The sequence below is a fragment of the Nonomuraea sp. NPDC049695 genome (genome assembly GCF_040674955.1).
Taxonomy (GTDB): Bacteria; Actinomycetota; Actinomycetes; order Streptosporangiales; family Streptosporangiaceae; genus Nonomuraea; species Nonomuraea helvata.
The window spans coordinates 1-17,180 of the sequence record NZ_JBFANV010000070.1 but is presented as its reverse complement, the minus strand read 5'-3'; the positions used below and the strand labels follow the sequence as shown (position 1 = coordinate 17,180).

Below are 17,180 nucleotides of genomic sequence, written 5' to 3'. Positions count from 1 at the left end.
ATTCTCCTGCGGTGAAGGCGAGGATCAGCGTCGACGGTCCTCATGGCAGACCGAGGGAACACATCACATGCGGCTCTCCCCCGCGGCGCAGCGGCTCCACCGCCGGCTCACCGAGCCAGGTGCCGATCATCCGTTCTCGTGGGAGGACGGGGCCGAGTTGAGCGCGGCCGAGCTGGGCGCGCTCCTGCCCCTCGCCTACCGCGTGACCGGCGGCGGCCCGGCGTTCTCGGCGAGGTCCATCGTCGAGGACGAGGTGCGGCAGCGGCAGCCGTCCTTCAGCCCCGAGTCGTGCGTGGCGCTGTACGAGGCCCTGGTCGACGGCCTGCCCCACCGTAAGTGGGCCGACCTGTGCCTGGCGGCGGCCGCGCTGCTGCGCTGCCCCGGCGGTGCGCCGACGGCCGCCCTCGCCGAGCTGTCGCGCACCCTGGTCGAGTTCATGGCCCGCGAAAGGCGGCTCGAGCACCCGGACGCGTTCCTGGCGGTGGCGGGCCTGGCCGGGATGGATGAGGTGGCAGTGATCGTGGATGGACGGCAGGAGTCGCTGGCGGCTGCCGAGCGCGACCTGGTCATGAGCTTGGACTCGGCGGGCCGGGCGTTGCTGGCCGAGATCGGGCCCCGGTCGTTCGGGTCGCCGCCGGAGCTGCCCGACGTCTGGGAGCGGCTGGCCGCGATGCCGGCGTACGTGGACTTCGCGCGCTCGACGCTGGAGGCCGCCGACGATCGGCTGGCGGCGATCCACGCGGGCGAGATCCCCTACCGGGCGGACAAGGCCTTCGGGGCGGCCGAGACGGCGGCGATCGGGCGGGCCGCGCGGCTGGCGCTCTTCCGCGACGAGCCGTGGCTGCCCGACCTGCTCGACAGGCTGATCTCCCGGGTCGCCGTCGCCCCCACGACGGCGAAGACCCTGCCCTCGCAGGCGCTGCTGTACGAAGTGGCGCGGGCGGTCGAACGGTTCCCGACGCCGGAGGCGATCACGGCGCTGCGCACCGCCCGCACGGTCACCCGGCACGCCGGCGTGGTCAAGCAGCTCGACCGCATGATCAGGAAGGCCGAGCCGGGGCTCGCGGACCGGGTCGAGGTGGCCTTCCGCATGCCGGATCTCGGGTTCGGCCCGGGCGGGCGGCTGGAGGTGGCGATGGGCGAGCACCGGGCGGTCGTGGCGGCCGGCGAGGACGGCGAGTTCGCGCTGTCCTGGTGGCACGGGGACCGGCGGCTCAAGGCCGTGCCCGCGGCGTTGCGCAAGGAGCGTCCCGACGAGGTCAAGCGGCTGCGTGAGCTGGTCAAGCAGGTGCAGCGGCAGGTGCGGACCCTGGTCAGGGCGCTCGAGGCGGGCTTCGCCGGCGAGGCCGCGCAGCCGTACGACACCTGGCGCGAGCAGATCGCGGCGCATCCGATCGCCTCCACCGTGGCCGCGCGGCTGATCTGGGAGGCCGAGGTCGCGCCCGGGGAGTGGCGGGCCGCTCTCGGCGGGCTGGAGGGCCGGCGGGTACGCCTGTGGCATCCCGCCCGCGCGACGCTCGCGGAGGTGACCGGCTGGCGGGAGTCGGTGGCGGAAGGGCGCGTCAGGCAGCCGTTCAAGCAGGCGTTCCGCGAGGTCTACCTGCTGACGCCCGCGGAGGAGCGGACCGCCGTCTACTCCAATCGGTTCGCCGGGCACATCGTGGACTACCGGCGGCTGTACGCGATGTTCAAGGCCCGGGGGTGGCGGGCCGACCTGCTCGGCCCATGGGACGGCGGCGACGCGGGTCAGGCCACGCGGGTGCTGGCCGAGGGGCAGTGGCGGGCGTCGTTCTTCCACGACTACCTGTACGACGATCCGGGCGAGCACGCCACCACCGACCAGGTGCGCTTCCACCGCAGGACGGGCGGCGAGTGGCAGGAAGCACCGCTGGCCGAGGTGCCGGCGCTGGTGTTCAGCGAGGCCATGCGGGATGTCGACCTGTTCGTGGCGGTGACCTCGATCGCGGCCGACCCGGAGTGGGCCGACCGCGGGCACGACCGCCATCTCGGCTACTGGCACGCGGCGTCCTTCGGCGAGCTGCCGCCTTCGGCCGAGGTGCGCCGCGACGCGCTGGCCCGCCTGCTGCCTCGTCTGGCGATCGCCGACCGCTGCACCCTCACCGATCGCTACCTCGTCGTACGCGGCGACCTGCGGACCTACAAGATCCACCTGGGCAGCGCCAACATCCTCATGGAGCCCGGCGACGTGTACCTGTGCATCGTGTCCGCGCCCGGCCGCGACGCGAAGGTGTTCCTGCCGTTCGAGGACGACGGGCGCCTCGCGCTCATCCTCAGCAAGGCCCTCCTGCTGGCCGAGGACAGCCGGATCACCGACGAGACCATCGTCCGGCAGATCAAGGGCTGACGGCGGTCGCCGACCAGCAGCAGGAATCCGTTGCGGGCGAACGCGGCCTCGGCGGCGTCGGCCTGCTTCTCCCAGTCCAGCCTGCGGGCGGTGCGCATCCGGTAGCCGTTCAGCTCGGCCTCGGCGTCGCTCGGCCTGACCAGGCCGCGGGAATGATGCGACGGGGACGCGTTGTGGCGGGCCACCTCCTCACGCACACGCAGTCGTACCAGCTCCCGGGCCGAGATCCGCTCGGGAAGGCCGGGCAGGGAGAACTCCTCCAGCACCCGACCGGTCGCAGTCTCATCGCGAAACGTCACTGATGCCATCGAACGCCCTGTTTCTCGAAATGTCAGGTGATGGCGCCATCTATAGCATCGCGGGGCGACAAAACTTCCGCGACGGCGACCCCGGGCGACCAGGTCGCTGTCCTGCGGGGGCAGCGCGTCAGGAAATTCAGTGAAAATCCACTCTTTCCTGGCAGCATTCGTTGGACAGGGCGCGATCGATGCGCCACCAAACCGCAGAAAGCAGGGAAATGAACTTCGGGAATGTCTTCCGCAGGTTCGGCATGACGCTAGCGGTGGGGACGGTCGTGCTGACCGCAACGCCTGCGGCGATCGCCGACACGGCCTCCACCCTCGCCGCCGGCCAATGTGAGTGGGTAGGCATCATCTCCCAGGAAAGAAGCCGGGCCTGGAGTGCCCGAAACAGCGAAGTGGGATACAAGGAGGGCATGGTCACCGCTACAGCCGCGCTGCTGGGATCTTGGGAGACTTTTAAGATCTGCAACCTCGACAATACGAACTACACCATCGCTGCGTTGACGACGAAAAAGTATGTGAGCGCCGAGCTCGACTACACGGGCGCCGACTACGGCATGCTCCGAGCGCGCTCGACCGGCGTCGGAGACTGGGAGAAGTTCCGTTTCGAGTGCACCGGAAGTCTCTGCGCCATCAAGTCTGCCAAGAACAACAAATACGTGAGTGCCGAGTATGCCTATGAGGGCAGCGGGTACGGCATGCTCCGGGCGCGCGCGGACACCGTCGGGGCGTGGGAGAAGTTCTACGTCCGACAGTCCCCGAACGCCTGACCCCTGTGGCGGCAAGTCATGAACCAGGTGACCTGAGATACGGCTGCACAGAAGGCGAGCAAGGGGTGAGGTCTTCTCACCTCCTGCTCGCCGTGGACGCGCTGATGGCCCGGATCGCCGGCCACTTCGGCCGCGCCGAACAACACCGCACCGCCACAGCCGATGCGACTGGCTTCGTCAAGAAGGGCACCGGTTCGGCCGGGGTGCGGCGAGCTTGTCGTCACTGCGCGCGAAGGCCACCACAGTGGCTCCGCCGCCAAGCGGCTTCGCGTACTGCACGCTGTAGCTGCCAAGTCCGCCGATCCCGCTGACGACGACCGTGCACCCAACTCCGACCTTGCCCGCGGCCTGGCGTTTCTTCCTGCGGTACGGGGTCAGCCCTGCATCCACCAGAGGCGCGAGGTACTGAGGCTGGAGATCCGCACTCGGGTTGATGCGGACGAGGTGGCGGCTGGAAGCCGTGGCGTACTCCGCGAAGCCTCCGGGCGGCCCGAAGCCGATCCACCCCTCCGCTCCCCCGTGCAGAGTTGCTCGTTGCCCTCATGGCACTGCCGGCAGGTTCCGTCACCCCAGGCCGGATCCACGGCCTCCGAATCGCCCTCCGGCAAGCCGGCAGACTCGGGAACGTCGGCGCCCAGTTGAGTGACGTGGCCCGCGATTTCGTGGCCGGGAATGTACGGAATTCGATCCCCAGGGGAAGTAGCCGTCAAGGAGCCGGTAGTCGCTGCGGCACATTCCCGTGGCCCCGACCTTAATGAGAACCTCGTCCGGACCCGGTTCAGGAACAGGAACCTCTTCGGCCGGCAACGGCTGCTTGTACCCGTGCATTTGCGCTGCACGCATTCTCATGGCGCCTCCCGGTTTTCGCTCCCTGAAAGGCCTTGTCGCCGTCAGGTAAGGTAATCGCGGCAAGTGGAAGACCTGTTGACGACGACTGAACCGTTTTGCGGGCCTCAACCCCACACCGTCGCACGTGTGGATTCAGGTCGTAAACTGATCCCGCGCAGGGTGTGTGCGTGCGACCCACACGGTCGACGATCCGTCACATCACTCCAGGGGGTCGACAGGCGTGGCTGTGCCAATCCGTCCGATTGGAGGCGAGGCCGGCTCGGCATCCGGCAGCCCCCTGCGTCTGCAGATCCTGGGTCCGTTGCGGCTGTGGCGGAACGGTGTCGAGCTGGATGCGGGCCCCCGGCAGCAGGCGTACCTGCTGGCTCTGCTCCTGGCCCGTGAGGGCCGGCTGATCAGCACAAACGAGCTGGTCGACCTGATCTGGGACGACGGCGCCCCCGCCAGCGCTGTCAACGTCATCCACAAGTATGTCGGCGCGCTGCGACGATTGCTGGAGCCGGCGCTGCCGATCCGCGGGACCGGCGCATACTTGCACCGCCGGGGCAACGGCTATCTGTTCACGGCCGGGACCGGAATGCTCGATCTGGCCGACTTCCGTGAGCGCGTACAGGCGGCCGAGACAGCCCTCGCGGCGCAGCGGCGCGAGTCGGCGCTGGACAGTTACCTGGAGGCGTTAGGGCTCTGGGAGGGCTCCGCGGGCGAGGGACTGACCTACGGACCGGCCGCGATGTCGATCTTCGCCGGGCTGGACGGCGAGTTCTTCGCCGTGTGCGCGATGGCGGCCGAGCTCGCGGTGTCGCTGAGCCGGCCGGAGCGAGTGCTGCCGCCCTTGCAGCTGGCCGCCTCGATGGCGCCGTTGCACGAGCCCGTGCAGGCCAGCCTCATCGCCACGCTGAGCGCCGCCGGGCAGCAGGCGCAGGCACTGACGGTGTTCCAGATGGTCCGTACCCGTCTGGCCGAGGAGCTCGGCATCGATCCCGGCCCGGCGTTGCGGGCCGCGCATCAGCGGGCGTTGAGTGAGAGCTTGACGGCGGCGGCAGATGGGCCACCCGCCTGGCAACCGGCGGCACCGCGGATCGCTTCGGCACCCGCGAGGCCGCCTGCTGGTGGATTCGTCGGGCGAGCCGAGGAACTCGCGATGTTGCGTCAGGCGGCCGAATCGGCGCTCTCCGGCGGCAAAGGGCTCGTCGTCATCGACGGCGAGCCGGGGGTGGGCAAGACCCGCCTGCTGGAGGAGATCGCCGCCGAAGTGGATCGGCGCGGTGCGCTCGTCGTCTGGGGCCGCTGTCTGGAGGGCGACGGGACGCCGTCGATGTGGCCATGGGTGCAGGCGGTCGGCACGGTTCTGGACGCACTGCCCGCTGCGGCACGGGAGAAGTGGCTCGCCGGCGAGCTCGGCCGCCTCCTCGACCCACGCGAGCACGGCATCGCCGCACCGGCGTTGTCGGAGGGCGGCGCGCAGTTCCGGCTGTTCGAACGGGTCGTGGCCGCCATCGGCGAGGTCTCGGCGCTGCACCCGGTGCTGCTTGTCATCGACGACCTGCAGTGGGCCGACGTCGCCTCGTTGCAGTTGTTCAGTCATCTGGCGGCCCGGCTGTCGAGCGGCATCCTGATCATCGGCGCGCTCCGCGACCGAGCGCCCATGCCCGGCACGGAGCTGTCGCGGGTGCTTGCCGCGGCGAGCCGGGTGTCCGGCCAGCGCCGCTTCCACCTGGGCCCGCTCAATCTGGCCGAGGTGGCCGAGATCGTGCACGGCGAGACCGGCCAGTTTCCCGGCCCCGACGCCGCCCGCGGCATCCACGCCCGTACCGGGGGCAATCCGTTCTTCGTCCGGGAGCTGTCCCGGCTGCTGGCAGACGCGGGCATGCTCACCCAGGACGTGGTGGCCCGGGCAGGGGTGCCGTCCACCGTTCGGGACGTCGTCCGTGACCGGATGGCCGGCCTCGACGAAGGTACCCGGAACCTGCTTCAGGTCGCCGCGCTCATCGGCCGCGACGTCGGCCTCGGCCTGCTCGCCAGCGCCGCCGGTCTTGACGTGCCGACCTGCCTGGACCGCCTGGAACCGTTGGAGGCGCTCGGCCTGCTCGGCCCGGCCCCCGACGACCCTTACTTGTTGCGTTTCCCGCATGACCTGGTCCGCGAGTCGGTCGCCGGAACCACGCCGCGACGGCGCACGCCCCGGCTGCACCTGCGCATCGCCGATGCCCTCGAGCGCGTCGACCCACAGGGCGAGTCCGGCCCCGAGCGCCTGTCCTACCACCTGCTGGCTGCCGGCCCGCTGGCCGACCCGGCCAGGATCGCGGAGGCACTGGTGCGCGCGGGCAGCCGCGCGGCGGCCAAGTCCGCGTTTGAGGCCGCGGAGCAGCGGCTGCGGCTGGCCGCGCAGGTGGCCCGGACAGCGGGCCTGGCAGAGCTGGAGTTGTCCGCGCTGGCGCAGCTCACCGCGGTCGTCGGGATGCGTTCGATGTACGGGGCCGCCGCAGTCGACCTGCTCGAACGTGCCGAGCAGCTGGCCCGTGACCTCGGCAGGGAGATGGAGGCCGCCGACTTCCTCTTCTCCCGCTGGGTCGTGCACGCCCAGGGTATCGAGCTCGACCGCAGCGGTCTGCTGGCGCGCCGGCTGCTCGATCAGGGTAAGGCGTCCAGCGACCCGATCGTCTACGCGTACGGCCTGGAAGCGTGGGGTCTGCACCAGTGGGACTTGGGCAACGTCGGAGAGGCCTTCCGGTTCCTGACCGAGGCCGACCAGATCATGCTCCGCGACCTGGCCCGGCGCGAGGACAACCCGGTCCGGCACGACCTGCAACTGCTCATGGCCGGCATGCTGGCGGAGGTCTCTGCGCTGCACGGTGAGACCGAATCAGCACGGGCGCTCCTCGACACGCTGGAGGCCGACGCGGGCGACGACCCCTACGCGGTCACGATCTGGTCCGCCATCGCCGTACGGACCGCGGTGATCGTCGGCGACCCGGCTTGGGCGTTGCGCGCCGCGGAGCGTGGGATCGCCGTGGACCCCGAGTTCTCCTACGTGTTCCTCGGCACCTACCAGCGGCTGGCCCGCTACTGGGCGCTGGCCATGACCGGCCAGGATCCGGCCGGCGCGGCCGCGGAGGCCGAGCGGCTCATCGCCACGAACCTCCTCGACCCGCCGCGCTCGTGTGTGGCCACCTGGCATGGGCTGCTGGGTGAGATGCGGCTCGCGGCCGGGGCGCCGGCCGAGGCCGCCGCGGCCCTGGACCTGGCCGACCACTACCTCAACGCCTATGGCCAGCGCTACCCCGAAGGCCTGATCCTGCTGCTGCGAGCGCGGCTGCTGCAGGCCCTCGGCGAGCCTGTCGCGGTTGTCCGGGCCGCCGCGGAAAAGGCCCGGGCGCTGTCGGCCGAGCGCGAGGCCCGCCTGTTCGCCCGCCGCGCCGCGACGTTTCTGGCAGAACTCGGCGAGTAGCCGGCCGGCCACTGATCCAGTAAGGCGTTCCACTTTCCGTCCAGTACTTGTCAACTACGCACCCGTACGTTTTGCGAGGCGATGCACCTGTCCGCACCCGGTGCTCACCGCAGTCAACGAACGAGACGAGGAGGCGGGACTATGAGGGTTCTGATCGTGCTGACCTCGCACGACCAACTGGGTGACACCGGACGCAAAACCGGGTTCTGGCTCGAGGAACTTGCCGCACCGTACTACCACTTCAAGGACGCCGGATGGGAGATCACCCTGGCCTCCCCGAAGGGCGGGCGCGCCCCTTTGGACCCGAAGAGCAACGAGGAGCAGTTCAAGACCGACCAGACCCGCCGGTTTGAGGCCGACATCGAGGCCGAGGGTCGGCTGGACGAGACCGTACGACTGGACTCGGCGTCCGCCGACGACTTCGACACCGTCTTCTACCCGGGCGGGCACGGCCCGCTGTGGGACCTCGCCGAGGACCAGGCGTCCATCAAGCTGATCGAACGAATCGTCGCTTCAGGAAAGCCCCTCGCGCTGGTCTGCCACGCGCCGGGCGTGCTGCGTCACGCCAAGAATCCCGACGGCACCGCGCTGGTGGCAGGCCGGAGGGTGACCGGCTTCACCGACAGCGAAGAAGAAATCATGGGCCTGACCAAGGTCGTGCCCTTCCTGGTGGAAGACGAGCTCATCGCCAAGGGCGCCGACTTCTCCAATGCCGGCGACTTCGCGCCGTACGTGGTGATCGACGGACCACTCATCACCGGTCAGAACCCCGCCTCCTCCGGACCGGCTGCGATCGAGCTGATCTCACTGACCGGCAAGACGGCCTGAGCCCCCGCACGCCAACAACGATCCATGAATGAGGAACCACAGATGAGCGCAGCTGGCGCACCCTCCTTCACCGGCCTGCACCATTTCGCCTTCACCGTCAGGGACCTGCAGGCCAGTGTGGCGTGGTACCAGAAGGTCTTCCAGGCCAAGCTCGTGGACGGAACGCTTCCGCACTACGGCCGCGAATGGACCGGATACGCGGAGCTCGTCATCGAGCCCCACACCGGCCTGGCCATCGGCCTGCACCACAACGCCGGCAACAAGGGTGAAGAGTTCGACGAGTCCCGCACCGGCCTCGACCACATCTCCCTGAACGTCGAGGGCCGCGAAGGTCTCATCGCCTGGTCGGAGTGGCTGGACAGCCTCGGCGTCGCGCACTCCGGCATCCAGAGCGTGAAGGAGCCCTTCGTCTACTCGGTGGTCATCTTCAGGGACATCGACAACATTCAACTGGAGGTCATGGCCGTCGGCGTCTGACGCTGTTGCGCACCAGCGGAAGAGGCACATCATGGCGATTGCCACGATCAATCCTGCGGCTGGCGAGACGCTCAAGACCTTCGAATAGCTGAGCGATGCCGAGGTGCAGCAGAAGCTCGGCCTGGCGCATGATCAGTGGCGGGCGTACCGCGCCACCAGCTTCGAAGAGCGGGCCGAGCGCATGCACACCACCGCCGACCTGTTCGAGCAGAAGGCTGGCTTCACGGCGCGGCTGATGACCACCGAGATGGACAACGCCCGTGGGTACGGAACCGTGCTCCCACCAGGTCGCGGCCGCTCGGGCATAGCCGGACGATGCGGGGAGCGCGGTGATCGGTTTGCGCTTCTGCTTGAGCGGTAGCGGGGCGGTGGCTAGTCAGACATGATGTGACGAATGACCACTGTGCGCATGATTGCGGATCAAGAGCCCGTTGAGATCGTCATTGCGGATGAGACCGATCTCTCCGGGATTGTCGACATCTTGAACGACGTGGCGGCAAGCTCGATCGCAACCTTCGATACCCGACCGACCAGCGTGGCCGAGCGGCACGCCTGGTTCGAGCAGTTCTCCTCAACAGGCCCCTACCGGCTGCTGGTCGCTCGGCGTCACGGTCGGATAATCGGCTACGCCTGTAGTCAGCCCTACCGGAATCACGAGGCGTTCCGGGACACTGTTGAGCTCAGCGTTTCTCTCGACGCTGGTTGCCGAAGCCGGGGCGTGGGAACGTCGCTGTATCGAGCCCTATTCGAAAGCATCGCCGACGAGCCGATCCACGCCATCGTCGTGGGAATCGCCATGCCAAACGACGCGTCGGTCGCCCTCCATCGCAAGTTCGGCTTCACAGAAGTCGGTACCTTCCGCGAGTACGCCACCAAGAACGGCCAGTACATCAGTTCGCTGTGGATGCAGCGGCTCCTCTGACCGTCGACTGCCCGCGTCTCAAAGGATGAGTTGTCGGCCAGGTCGGTACTACCAAGGCTCTGGCGATGGGATGGGGCCGATGAGGGTCAGCCGGCGGCATGTTCAGCTCGGGCACGGGTCTGGGCGAGGCGGTAGGAGTCGGTGCCGGTCTCGATGATGTTGCCGCCGAAGGTGAGGCGGTCGACGATGGCGGCCCGGATCTCCTATAGCTCCGGCAAGCCGCCACTCAGTTGATCAGTGGGTACGGCGACGTGGTGCCAGCACCTCGGTGACCTTGGCGATGGCTTCGGCGCCGGGCTTGACGTTGCGCATGACGGTGCGGGAGTTCTTGTGCCGGGTCTTGCCCATAATGAGCTGCAGCGGGACGTCGGCTTCGCCGAGGTGGGGTGGCGGCGCTGTGTCGTAGCTGGTGCAGGTCGAGTCCGACGTAGGTGTCGAGCAGGACGCGGGCGCGATCGTAGCCGAGGCGTTCGCGGCCGGTGTGCGGGCAGATGCCGGCGGCGGGGCGCCGGGCGGGGACAAGGCAGCGTTCGGACAGGAACAGCGGGCCGTGCGTTCGCGTGCTGCCGTCGGGCAGACGGAGTCGCCGAGGCAGCAGGTGAGCGGTGCCGCTGTCCCAGTACTCCCATTCGATGGCGACGCCCTTGGAACGGACGGGGGCGCGCCGGTGCTCCAGGTCGAGGTCTTCGACGTTCAGTGCCAGGATCTCAGCGGCTCGAGCGGCGGTCTCGTAGAGCATCCGCCAGAGCGTCTTCTCCCGCAGCGGGATGTCACGGCGCGACAGCAGCCGGTGGATCGTGGTCTTGGCCACCGCGCGGGTCTCGTCGGCGGTCTCCTTGCGGCGTTCGGCGTCGGCCGGGACCGACGGCGTCGCCCAGTGCTTCTTGGCCTAGCGTTTCAGGCGCGCGAAGTAGTCCGGAGCGGGCTTTCGCGGCCGGCCGTCATGCCAGGTCCGCCAGAACGGCTGTGAGGAAAATACCGCTGCCGCGCCGTGGGATCCTGCCGGCGATCGCCGGCAGGGGCTCGACCGCTTCATTCCTGAGCGGAGGCGCCTGCGGCTTCAGGCGCCCGCCGGTCCGCTGTAGTCGGTGGCGGCATAAACCTGCAGGAGCCTCTCGACTCCGTGTAGGAAGGTCTCGCAGACCAGCACCGGGTCGAACAGGCAGCCGGCGGCCATGGCGCCGTCGCGCATCATCACGAAGTGGCGGGCGGCGGGCTCGGCGCCGGGCTCATGGATCTTGGTCAGCAGTTCCGTGATGGTTTCCAGGAACCATTGGCGGTGGGCGAGCACGGCCTTGTGCACTGGGGACTCGGGGTCGGGATGCTCGGCGGCAGCGTTGAGGAAGGCGCATCCCCGGAAGCCGGGGGACTGGATGCTTTGGGCGATGGATGTGCTGAGGGCCCGGATGGTGTCGGCGGGCGGTAGTCCGGCGCCGATGACCTCGTCAGCCTGACCCCGCATGGCTCGGTCGACCTCGTTCAAGTAGGCGAGGACGAGGTCTTCCTTGCCGGGGAAGTGCCGGTAGAGGGTGGCCCGTGTCACCTGCGCTTCGGCGACGATGCGATCGATGCCGACGGCGTGGATGCCCTCCGTGTAGAAGAGCCGGGTGGCCGTGTGGAGCAGCCGGGACCGCGCTTCGGACGGCCGGCCTTCGGATTCGCTACGCATGAGACCCATTCTAGTAGATAGAACGTTCGGTCTTGACAGTTTGCGCTGTAGATTGCAACCTATGCGAGGTAGAACGTTCTGTCTGGCGTTCTGCCGCGGCCATGGCCGTCAGCAGCGCCCGTGCGCCGGGGGTGCCTTCCCGGAACGAGCGAGGCGGTCTCCTCGTCACTCAAACTCCGAGAAGGATCATCATGAGCTCCATCGCTGCTTCGCCCGGCATTTCCGGGACCGCGTCCGCGCTGCGGCGGCTGTACTTCGTCCGGTTCGCGTTCGCCATCGTCTGGGCCCTCGCGATGTTCACGACCGCCTCGAACCTGGGTCCGCTCGCGGTCACCCTGCTCGTGCTCTACCCGCTGTTCGACGTGGCCGCCGCCGTCATCGACGCCCGCGCGTCGCGCGCCACCGGATCACCTGCCCTGCTGTACGTCAACATCGCGGTCAGCCTGATCACCGCCATCGGCGTGGCCATCGCCTGCGCGTCCGGCATCCCGGCGGTGCTGCGCGTGTGGGGCGCCTGGGCGGTCGTGGCCGGGCTGGTCCAGCTGATCGTGGGGGTCACCCGCCGCAAGATGGGCGGCCAGTGGCCGATGATCATCAGCGGCGGCATCTCCGTCCTCGCCGGCGCGTCGTTCATCCTCGGTGCCTCCGCGGCCAACCCGACGCTGACCAGCGCGGCCGGCTACGCCATCCCCGGCGGCATCTTCTTCCTCATCTCGGCAATCCGCCTCGGCCGCGCCGCGAAGGGAAACTGACATGGACAGCAACACTTACGACGTCGTCGTCATCGGGGCCGGTCCGGTCGGGGAGAACGTCCCGTTGACGTCGCGCGAGCTGAGTTGGTGGAGCAGGGTCCGTCCCAACTGCGGGATGAGGTAGAGACGGACGTGCGTGGCGTAGCCTTGCCGGGTCGACGGACGCAGGGCGTCCTTGGTGGCCGGCCAGCGTGCCAGCCACTGCCCGAGCGTGCTTCCGGCCCCGCGCCGTCGCGGTCGGCAGCGGCCAGGGCACGGCCTGCCGCCTGTGCTTCGTCGGGGTCGTCGTAACCGCCCTGGCGGACGCGCTGTCGCTGCCCGCCCAGGCCACGTACCTGTACCGCGAAGAAACGAGACGTCAGAGAGGCGCGACGTGTCCGCGTCTGCCGGTGGATGACGATCACGGCAGCTGGTACGGTGCGCGCCCTGCTCGTGTGGCTGGTCACCAACGTCACCCGAGCGCTCGCCGCCGTGGTGACCACGTGGTGAGCGCGCAGGTGCGCCTGAGGCCGAACGGAGGAGGCAGGGACTGGTTCCGCTCTGCGCGAAGCCGGCGGAACTCGACAGCGCTGTCTGCCTATGGTGTGGAGTATGGCCTCTTCCATCCCGCAGCCATCTTCCATCTCGCCGCTACGTCCAGCGATCGATCGGACCGCCCTCAAGCCCTCTCCGGCTCGCGAGCCGCTGTGGCGGCAGGTGCTCGGTGAGTGTCTGAGGGACCTTCGTCAACAGCGGGGCGAGAAGTTGAGTGAGACGGCGGGTCGCGCCGGAGTCTCACCGCAATATCTCTCCGAGATGGAACGAGGCGTCAAAGAGCCGTCGAGTGAAATGATCGCCGCGGTCGCCGGCGCGCTGGATGTGACCCTGGTCGATCTGACTCTTGCTGTCGCAGAGAGTTTGCGGTCTGCTCAGCCCAGCGGGTCGAGGGGTGCTGTCTGCTCGGCGGCGTATGCTCTGGCCGCGTAGCGGCTTGCCGGGGTTGTTCTCGGGCCTATGAGTGCTCCTCGATGATCTGATCGAGGAGCCCGTACTCCAAGGCCGCGGTCGCGGTGAACACGCGATCGTGATCGGTGTCGGCACGTAGGGTCTCGATCGTCTGGCCGGTGTGCCGTGACAGGATGCGCTCGATGTCTGCCCGGACTCGTACAACCTCGTCGGCCTGCAAGATGAGGTCGGGGATCGTTCCGCGCCCCTGAGCGGCTGGTTGGTGCAGGATCACGCGTGCGTGGGGAAGAGCGGCACGTTTTCCTTCGGCACCCGCGGCGAGAAGGACGGCACCGACCGCGACGGCTTGTCCGACGCAGGTTGTCGAAACCCGCGGGCGGATATGGCGCATGGTGTCGTATATCGCGAGCATCGCACTCGGGTCCCCGCCTTCGCAGTTGATATAGAACTGTATTTCGGCATCGGGGTTGTCCGACTCCAGAAAAATCAGCTGCGCGATGAGCGCGTTGGCGACGCCCGCGTCGATCGCGGTGCCCAGATAAACGATGCGCTCGGTGAGCAGGTGCGAGTAGACGTCCATGATCCGCTCGCCACGGGGATTCTGCGCGATGACGTTCGGTATCGTATATGAGGTCACTTGCCGACTCCTTCGGTGACGCCGAATCCGGGGCGCGGGCGATTGTGCGGCGCGACTTCGTCGAAGGTCTGCACGATCGCATCTATGAAACCGTAGTCGAGCGCCTCTTGCGCTGTGTACCAACGATCGTGCAGAGAATCCTCGAATATGCGCTCGACGGACTGGCCCGTGTCCTCGGCGATAAGACCGAGCACCGTGTCGCGAGTATGCCGGAGGTCGCCGGCCTGCAGTTCGATGTCGACTGCGGTGCCACCGATTCCCGCCGAGCCCTGGTGCATCAGGACGCGGGCGTGCGGCAGGGCGCGGCGCTTGCCTCGGGCCCCCGACGACAGCAGGAATTGCCCGGCGCTGTAAGCGATGCCCAGCACGAGGGTCGATACGTCACAGGGAATGAGGCGAATGATGTCGCGAATCGCCAGCATCGAGGGGACCGAGCCGCCCGGGGAGTGAATCCACAATGCGATATCGGTCGACGCGTCCTGGGTGGCGAGTGCCATCAGTTGCGTGGCCAGCAGTGTCCCGTTGTCGTCGTCGAGAGGGCCGTCGAGAACGAGAACACGCTGCTCGTAAAGCTCGCGTCTCATCCGCTGGTTGAACAGAGGAAGTTCCGATTCTTTGCTCATGCGTCCATCATGTGAGGCGATTCGGATCGGCGTCGACACGATCCGCCTGCGGCAGATCTGCTCTGAGCAGCGTGCAGGGCCGAAGCGTTCTCATGTGGTGAGACCAAACCTCGCAGGGCCCGAAACAGTGCTGCGGCAGTCAAGGGGACAGCTATCCCGGCGGCGGTTCTGGACGGCCGTTGGCGACCCAGGTGGGGTGGAAGCGGCGGAAGATGATGCTCATGTTCTTGTCGCTGCCCGAGCTGTTCTGCTCGCCCCACTCGACAGCCGCGCCGACCTGATTGTCGGCGGTCTGCACCATGCTGGAGTAGCCGCCTTCGACCCCGTTCACGTTCGGCCTGCCGTCCCGGCCCTTCGGCTGGGGCGCGGGAAAGTCGCCGAGCAGGCGGGTGTACGGCCAGCCGACGCCGTCGTCGTAGCTCATCCAGACGCGCATGGGGGTCCGGCTACGGGAGACGCCGCCCGGGTGAGGGCCGAGGAACAGGATCCGGTTCGGCGACCCGGCGAAGCGCAGCGTCGAGGCCTGGCAGTCGGGATCGGGCAGGACCCGGCCGTCCGGCTCGAGGTGATCGGCGTAGTCGGAGAAGCCGCCGTCGAGGGTGCCGGTGGCGACCAGCCGCCTGAGCAGCGGCGGATCGCCGGCGTTGGCGAACCTGGCACGATCGTTGCGATAGAGGTCGCCGCCGAACCGCTGCAGGATCGTGGCCTCGTCGGTCTTGGTGACGCCGGTGTTCGTCAACTCCTGGTAGCGCCAGTCAGCATCCCCTGGCCGCTTGTAGATGTTGCGCCACTTGGCGGGGATGACCAAGGTTCCGTCGGTCATCTTGATGCCGGCGCCGGGGCCGATCGAGTCGTTGAACCATTTCCTGTTCAACGGATCGCTCGGGTCCTTGTGCGGTTTGAGCGTGTCGGTCTTCTCTGTGAGGGTCCAGCCGCCGGTGGGCAGGCCGTTGGCGTCGGTGGCTGACGAGGCCAACCACACCTCGCGGTCGTCCCAGCTGTCGAAGTCGCCGACGCTCTTCCAACTGGCCGCCATCCGGTTGAAGAACAGGTAGACGGTCTGCCCGTCGAAGACCGCGGTGGGGTTGCCGACGGCGTCCGGCCACCCGGTGGCCACCGCCTTGATCCCGGACCAGGTGCCGGGTTTGCCGGAGTCCCTGGAGATCTTGTAGATGAGGTCGATGTTGCCGTAGTCGTCGTTGTCGCCGACCCGGCCTTCGGCGAAGGCGATGACCGTGTTCCCCTTGGTACGGATCACGGCCGGCGCGCGGAAGGAGTGGTAGTCGACGCGGTAGGCGCCGTTGACGTAGGCCTCGTTGCCTCCGTCGAAGAGCACTTCTGCGGAGGGCGTGGATGCCGCATCGGCCGGAGTCGTTACAAGGAGGCTCGCGGCAACCAGCGCGACGGCCGCGAGCGATCGGCCACGTAAAGGTCTCACCGTCCGAAAAGTACAACTATCTGTTGACCATGGGAACTCCGGAACAGAAGGGACTATCCCTGAACGCCCTTAGAGGTCGCCGAAGTCGCCGTGGCGGCCGGCGCCCGCGGCGAAGCGGGCGGCGCCGCCCACGGCGTCGGGCAACGAGACGAGCCCGTGCCGGAGCTCGTTCCGCATCGCCTCCTCCTCGCTCACGCCATGCTGCTCGAGCGCCGACAGCCGGTCGCCACGCAGGCAGGTCTGCGGGAAGCGGGCGATCTCGCGGGCCAGCTCCTCGGCGCGCACCCTGGCGGTGCCGTCGGGCACGAGCCGGTTGGCCAGCCCCCACTCGTACGCCTCGCGCCCCTCGACGGCGCGGCCGGTGAGAATCATGTCCATGGCTCGGGAGGCGCCGATGAGGCGGGGCAGGCGCACCGTGCCGCCGTCGATCAGCGGCACCCCCCACCTCCGGCAGAACACCCCGAACACCGCCCCCTCCTCGGCCACCCGCAGGTCGCACCAGAGAGCGAGCTCGAGCCCGCCCGCGACGGCGTGCCCGGCCACGGCGGCGATGACCGGCTTGGTCAGGCGCAGCCTGGTCGGGCCCATCGGCCCGTCGCCCTCCTCGCCGACGTGGTTGTCGAGCGCCTTGAGGTCGGCGCCCGCGCAGAACGTGCCGCCCTCGCCCCACAGCACCGCCACGGCGGAGTCGGAGCCCTCGAAGTCACGGAACGCGTCCGTCAGCGCGTCGGCGGTCTTGCGATCGACGGCGTTGCGCGCCTCCGGCCTGCTGACCACCACGGTGGTGACCGGTCCCTCGCGCTCCACGCGTACGGTCATGCCACCCCTCCTCTCGGGGATCGTGCCGAGCGTACGCTCATGCGATGGCTCCGGCCAGCAACTCACCGTCAGTGGCCGCCGAGATGCTGCGGACGGACGGGTTCCATCAGAGCGGTCTTGGCGCTCTCGAAGTCCGCAAGCCGGATGGCGACGGTCGCCACCGCCAGCCGTTCGGGGAGCACGGTCGCGAATTTGAGCCCTGTGACGGCTCGACGGTCGACGTCCGGGAGAACGAGGAGTTCTCCGTCAGCGGCGCTCTCTTTCGCCTCCCTCCATACAGCCAGGGTGAGGTCCTGGCGGAGCCGTACCGCGAAATCGGTCGGCCGTTGCACCGGG

17 protein-coding genes and 1 pseudogene are annotated in these 17,180 nt (G+C 68.6%); 10 read left to right on the top strand and 8 right to left on the bottom strand.

The genetic code is table 11. The annotated features are described in order from the left end of the window. Positions 1 to 67 precede the first annotated feature (67 nt). On the top strand, positions 68 to 2,365 hold the full coding sequence (locus AB0J64_RS41245; protein WP_364040278.1) for a DUF4132 domain-containing protein: 2,298 nt from the start codon (positions 68 to 70) through the stop codon (positions 2,363 to 2,365). 517 nt (positions 2,366 to 2,882) lie between these two features. Then, a complete protein-coding gene (locus AB0J64_RS41240; protein WP_364040275.1) occupies positions 2,883 to 3,437 on the top strand; it encodes a hypothetical protein in 555 nt (184 codons plus the stop codon). Between the two features lie 374 nt (positions 3,438 to 3,811). On the opposite strand, the gene AB0J64_RS41235 is transcribed toward AB0J64_RS41240, so the two are convergent. Continuing rightward, a complete protein-coding gene (locus AB0J64_RS41235) occupies positions 3,812 to 4,276 on the bottom strand; it encodes an alcohol dehydrogenase catalytic domain-containing protein (RefSeq protein WP_364040272.1) in 465 nt (154 codons plus the stop codon). A 311-nt stretch (positions 4,277 to 4,587) separates the two neighbouring features. Here AB0J64_RS41235 and AB0J64_RS41230 point away from each other — a divergent pair, with 311 nt between their 5' ends. The 5 genes from AB0J64_RS41230 to AB0J64_RS41210 all read left to right on the top strand — a co-directional run bounded on the left by AB0J64_RS41230 (position 4,588) and on the right by AB0J64_RS41210 (position 9,961). After that, the gene (locus AB0J64_RS41230; RefSeq protein WP_364040269.1) at positions 4,588 to 7,734 is read left to right on the top strand and encodes an AAA family ATPase; all 3,147 of its coding nucleotides are present in this window, start codon (positions 4,588 to 4,590) and stop codon (positions 7,732 to 7,734) included. Positions 7,735 to 7,875: 141 nt separating this feature from the next. Next, positions 7,876 to 8,562 carry a type 1 glutamine amidotransferase domain-containing protein gene (locus AB0J64_RS41225; protein WP_364040266.1) on the top strand — a complete coding sequence of 229 codons (687 nt, stop codon included), beginning with the start codon at positions 7,876 to 7,878 and terminating at the stop codon, positions 8,560 to 8,562. Positions 8,563 to 8,604: 42 nt separating this feature from the next. Further along, entirely contained in the window at positions 8,605 to 9,039 is a 435-nt protein-coding gene (locus AB0J64_RS41220) for a VOC family protein (RefSeq protein WP_364040263.1), read from the top strand. A gap of 103 nt (positions 9,040 to 9,142) precedes the next feature. Further along, a complete protein-coding gene (locus AB0J64_RS41215; RefSeq protein ID WP_364040260.1) occupies positions 9,143 to 9,400 on the top strand; it encodes a hypothetical protein in 258 nt (85 codons plus the stop codon). 33 nt (positions 9,401 to 9,433) lie between these two features. Then, positions 9,434 to 9,961, top strand: coding sequence for an N-acetyltransferase family protein (locus AB0J64_RS41210; RefSeq protein ID WP_364040257.1), 528 nt, complete (start codon positions 9,434 to 9,436; stop codon positions 9,959 to 9,961). Between the two features lie 226 nt (positions 9,962 to 10,187). On the opposite strand, the gene AB0J64_RS41205 is transcribed toward AB0J64_RS41210, so the two are convergent. Both AB0J64_RS41205 and AB0J64_RS41200 read right to left on the bottom strand, forming a co-directional pair. Beyond that, positions 10,188 to 10,772 carry a site-specific integrase gene (locus AB0J64_RS41205; RefSeq protein ID WP_364040254.1) on the bottom strand — a complete coding sequence of 195 codons (585 nt, stop codon included), beginning with the start codon at positions 10,770 to 10,772 and terminating at the stop codon, positions 10,188 to 10,190. 249 nt (positions 10,773 to 11,021) lie between these two features. Further along, a complete protein-coding gene (locus AB0J64_RS41200; protein WP_364040251.1) occupies positions 11,022 to 11,630 on the bottom strand; it encodes a TetR/AcrR family transcriptional regulator in 609 nt (202 codons plus the stop codon). 191 nt (positions 11,631 to 11,821) lie between these two features. Here AB0J64_RS41200 and AB0J64_RS41195 point away from each other — a divergent pair, with 191 nt between their 5' ends. The 3 genes from AB0J64_RS41195 to AB0J64_RS41185 all read left to right on the top strand — a co-directional run bounded on the left by AB0J64_RS41195 (position 11,822) and on the right by AB0J64_RS41185 (position 13,348). After that, positions 11,822 to 12,382, top strand: coding sequence for a hypothetical protein (locus tag AB0J64_RS41195; protein ID WP_364040248.1), 561 nt, complete (start codon positions 11,822 to 11,824; stop codon positions 12,380 to 12,382). 1 nt (position 12,383) lies between these two features. After that, positions 12,384 to 12,506, top strand: a complete 123-nt coding sequence (locus tag AB0J64_RS41190) for a hypothetical protein (RefSeq protein ID WP_364040245.1) — start codon at positions 12,384 to 12,386, stop codon at positions 12,504 to 12,506. A gap of 455 nt (positions 12,507 to 12,961) precedes the next feature. Further along, the gene (locus AB0J64_RS41185; protein ID WP_364040242.1) at positions 12,962 to 13,348 is read left to right on the top strand and encodes a helix-turn-helix transcriptional regulator; all 387 of its coding nucleotides are present in this window, start codon (positions 12,962 to 12,964) and stop codon (positions 13,346 to 13,348) included. Positions 13,349 to 13,373: 25 nt separating this feature from the next. Here AB0J64_RS41185 and AB0J64_RS41180 read toward each other — a convergent pair whose 3' ends face one another. From AB0J64_RS41180 to AB0J64_RS41160, 5 genes and pseudogenes are all read right to left on the bottom strand, one after another. Next, positions 13,374 to 13,964: an ATP-dependent Clp protease proteolytic subunit gene (locus tag AB0J64_RS41180; RefSeq protein ID WP_091081201.1), complete on the bottom strand. Its 591-nt coding sequence runs from the start codon at positions 13,962 to 13,964 to the stop codon at positions 13,374 to 13,376. Then, the gene (locus tag AB0J64_RS41175; protein ID WP_364040238.1) at positions 13,961 to 14,587 is read right to left on the bottom strand and encodes an ATP-dependent Clp protease proteolytic subunit; all 627 of its coding nucleotides are present in this window, start codon (positions 14,585 to 14,587) and stop codon (positions 13,961 to 13,963) included. Before AB0J64_RS41175 ends, AB0J64_RS41180 begins: the two co-directional genes overlap by 4 nt. A gap of 151 nt (positions 14,588 to 14,738) precedes the next feature. Continuing rightward, positions 14,739 to 15,923 carry a sialidase family protein gene (locus tag AB0J64_RS41170; RefSeq protein WP_364040235.1) on the bottom strand — a complete coding sequence of 395 codons (1,185 nt, stop codon included), beginning with the start codon at positions 15,921 to 15,923 and terminating at the stop codon, positions 14,739 to 14,741. 171 nt (positions 15,924 to 16,094) lie between these two features. Continuing rightward, positions 16,095 to 16,844 carry a crotonase/enoyl-CoA hydratase family protein gene (locus AB0J64_RS41165; protein WP_364040232.1) on the bottom strand — a complete coding sequence of 250 codons (750 nt, stop codon included), beginning with the start codon at positions 16,842 to 16,844 and terminating at the stop codon, positions 16,095 to 16,097. 68 nt (positions 16,845 to 16,912) lie between these two features. Further along, a pseudogene (locus tag AB0J64_RS41160) lies at positions 16,913 to 17,180 on the bottom strand (ATP-dependent helicase); the annotation flags it as partial.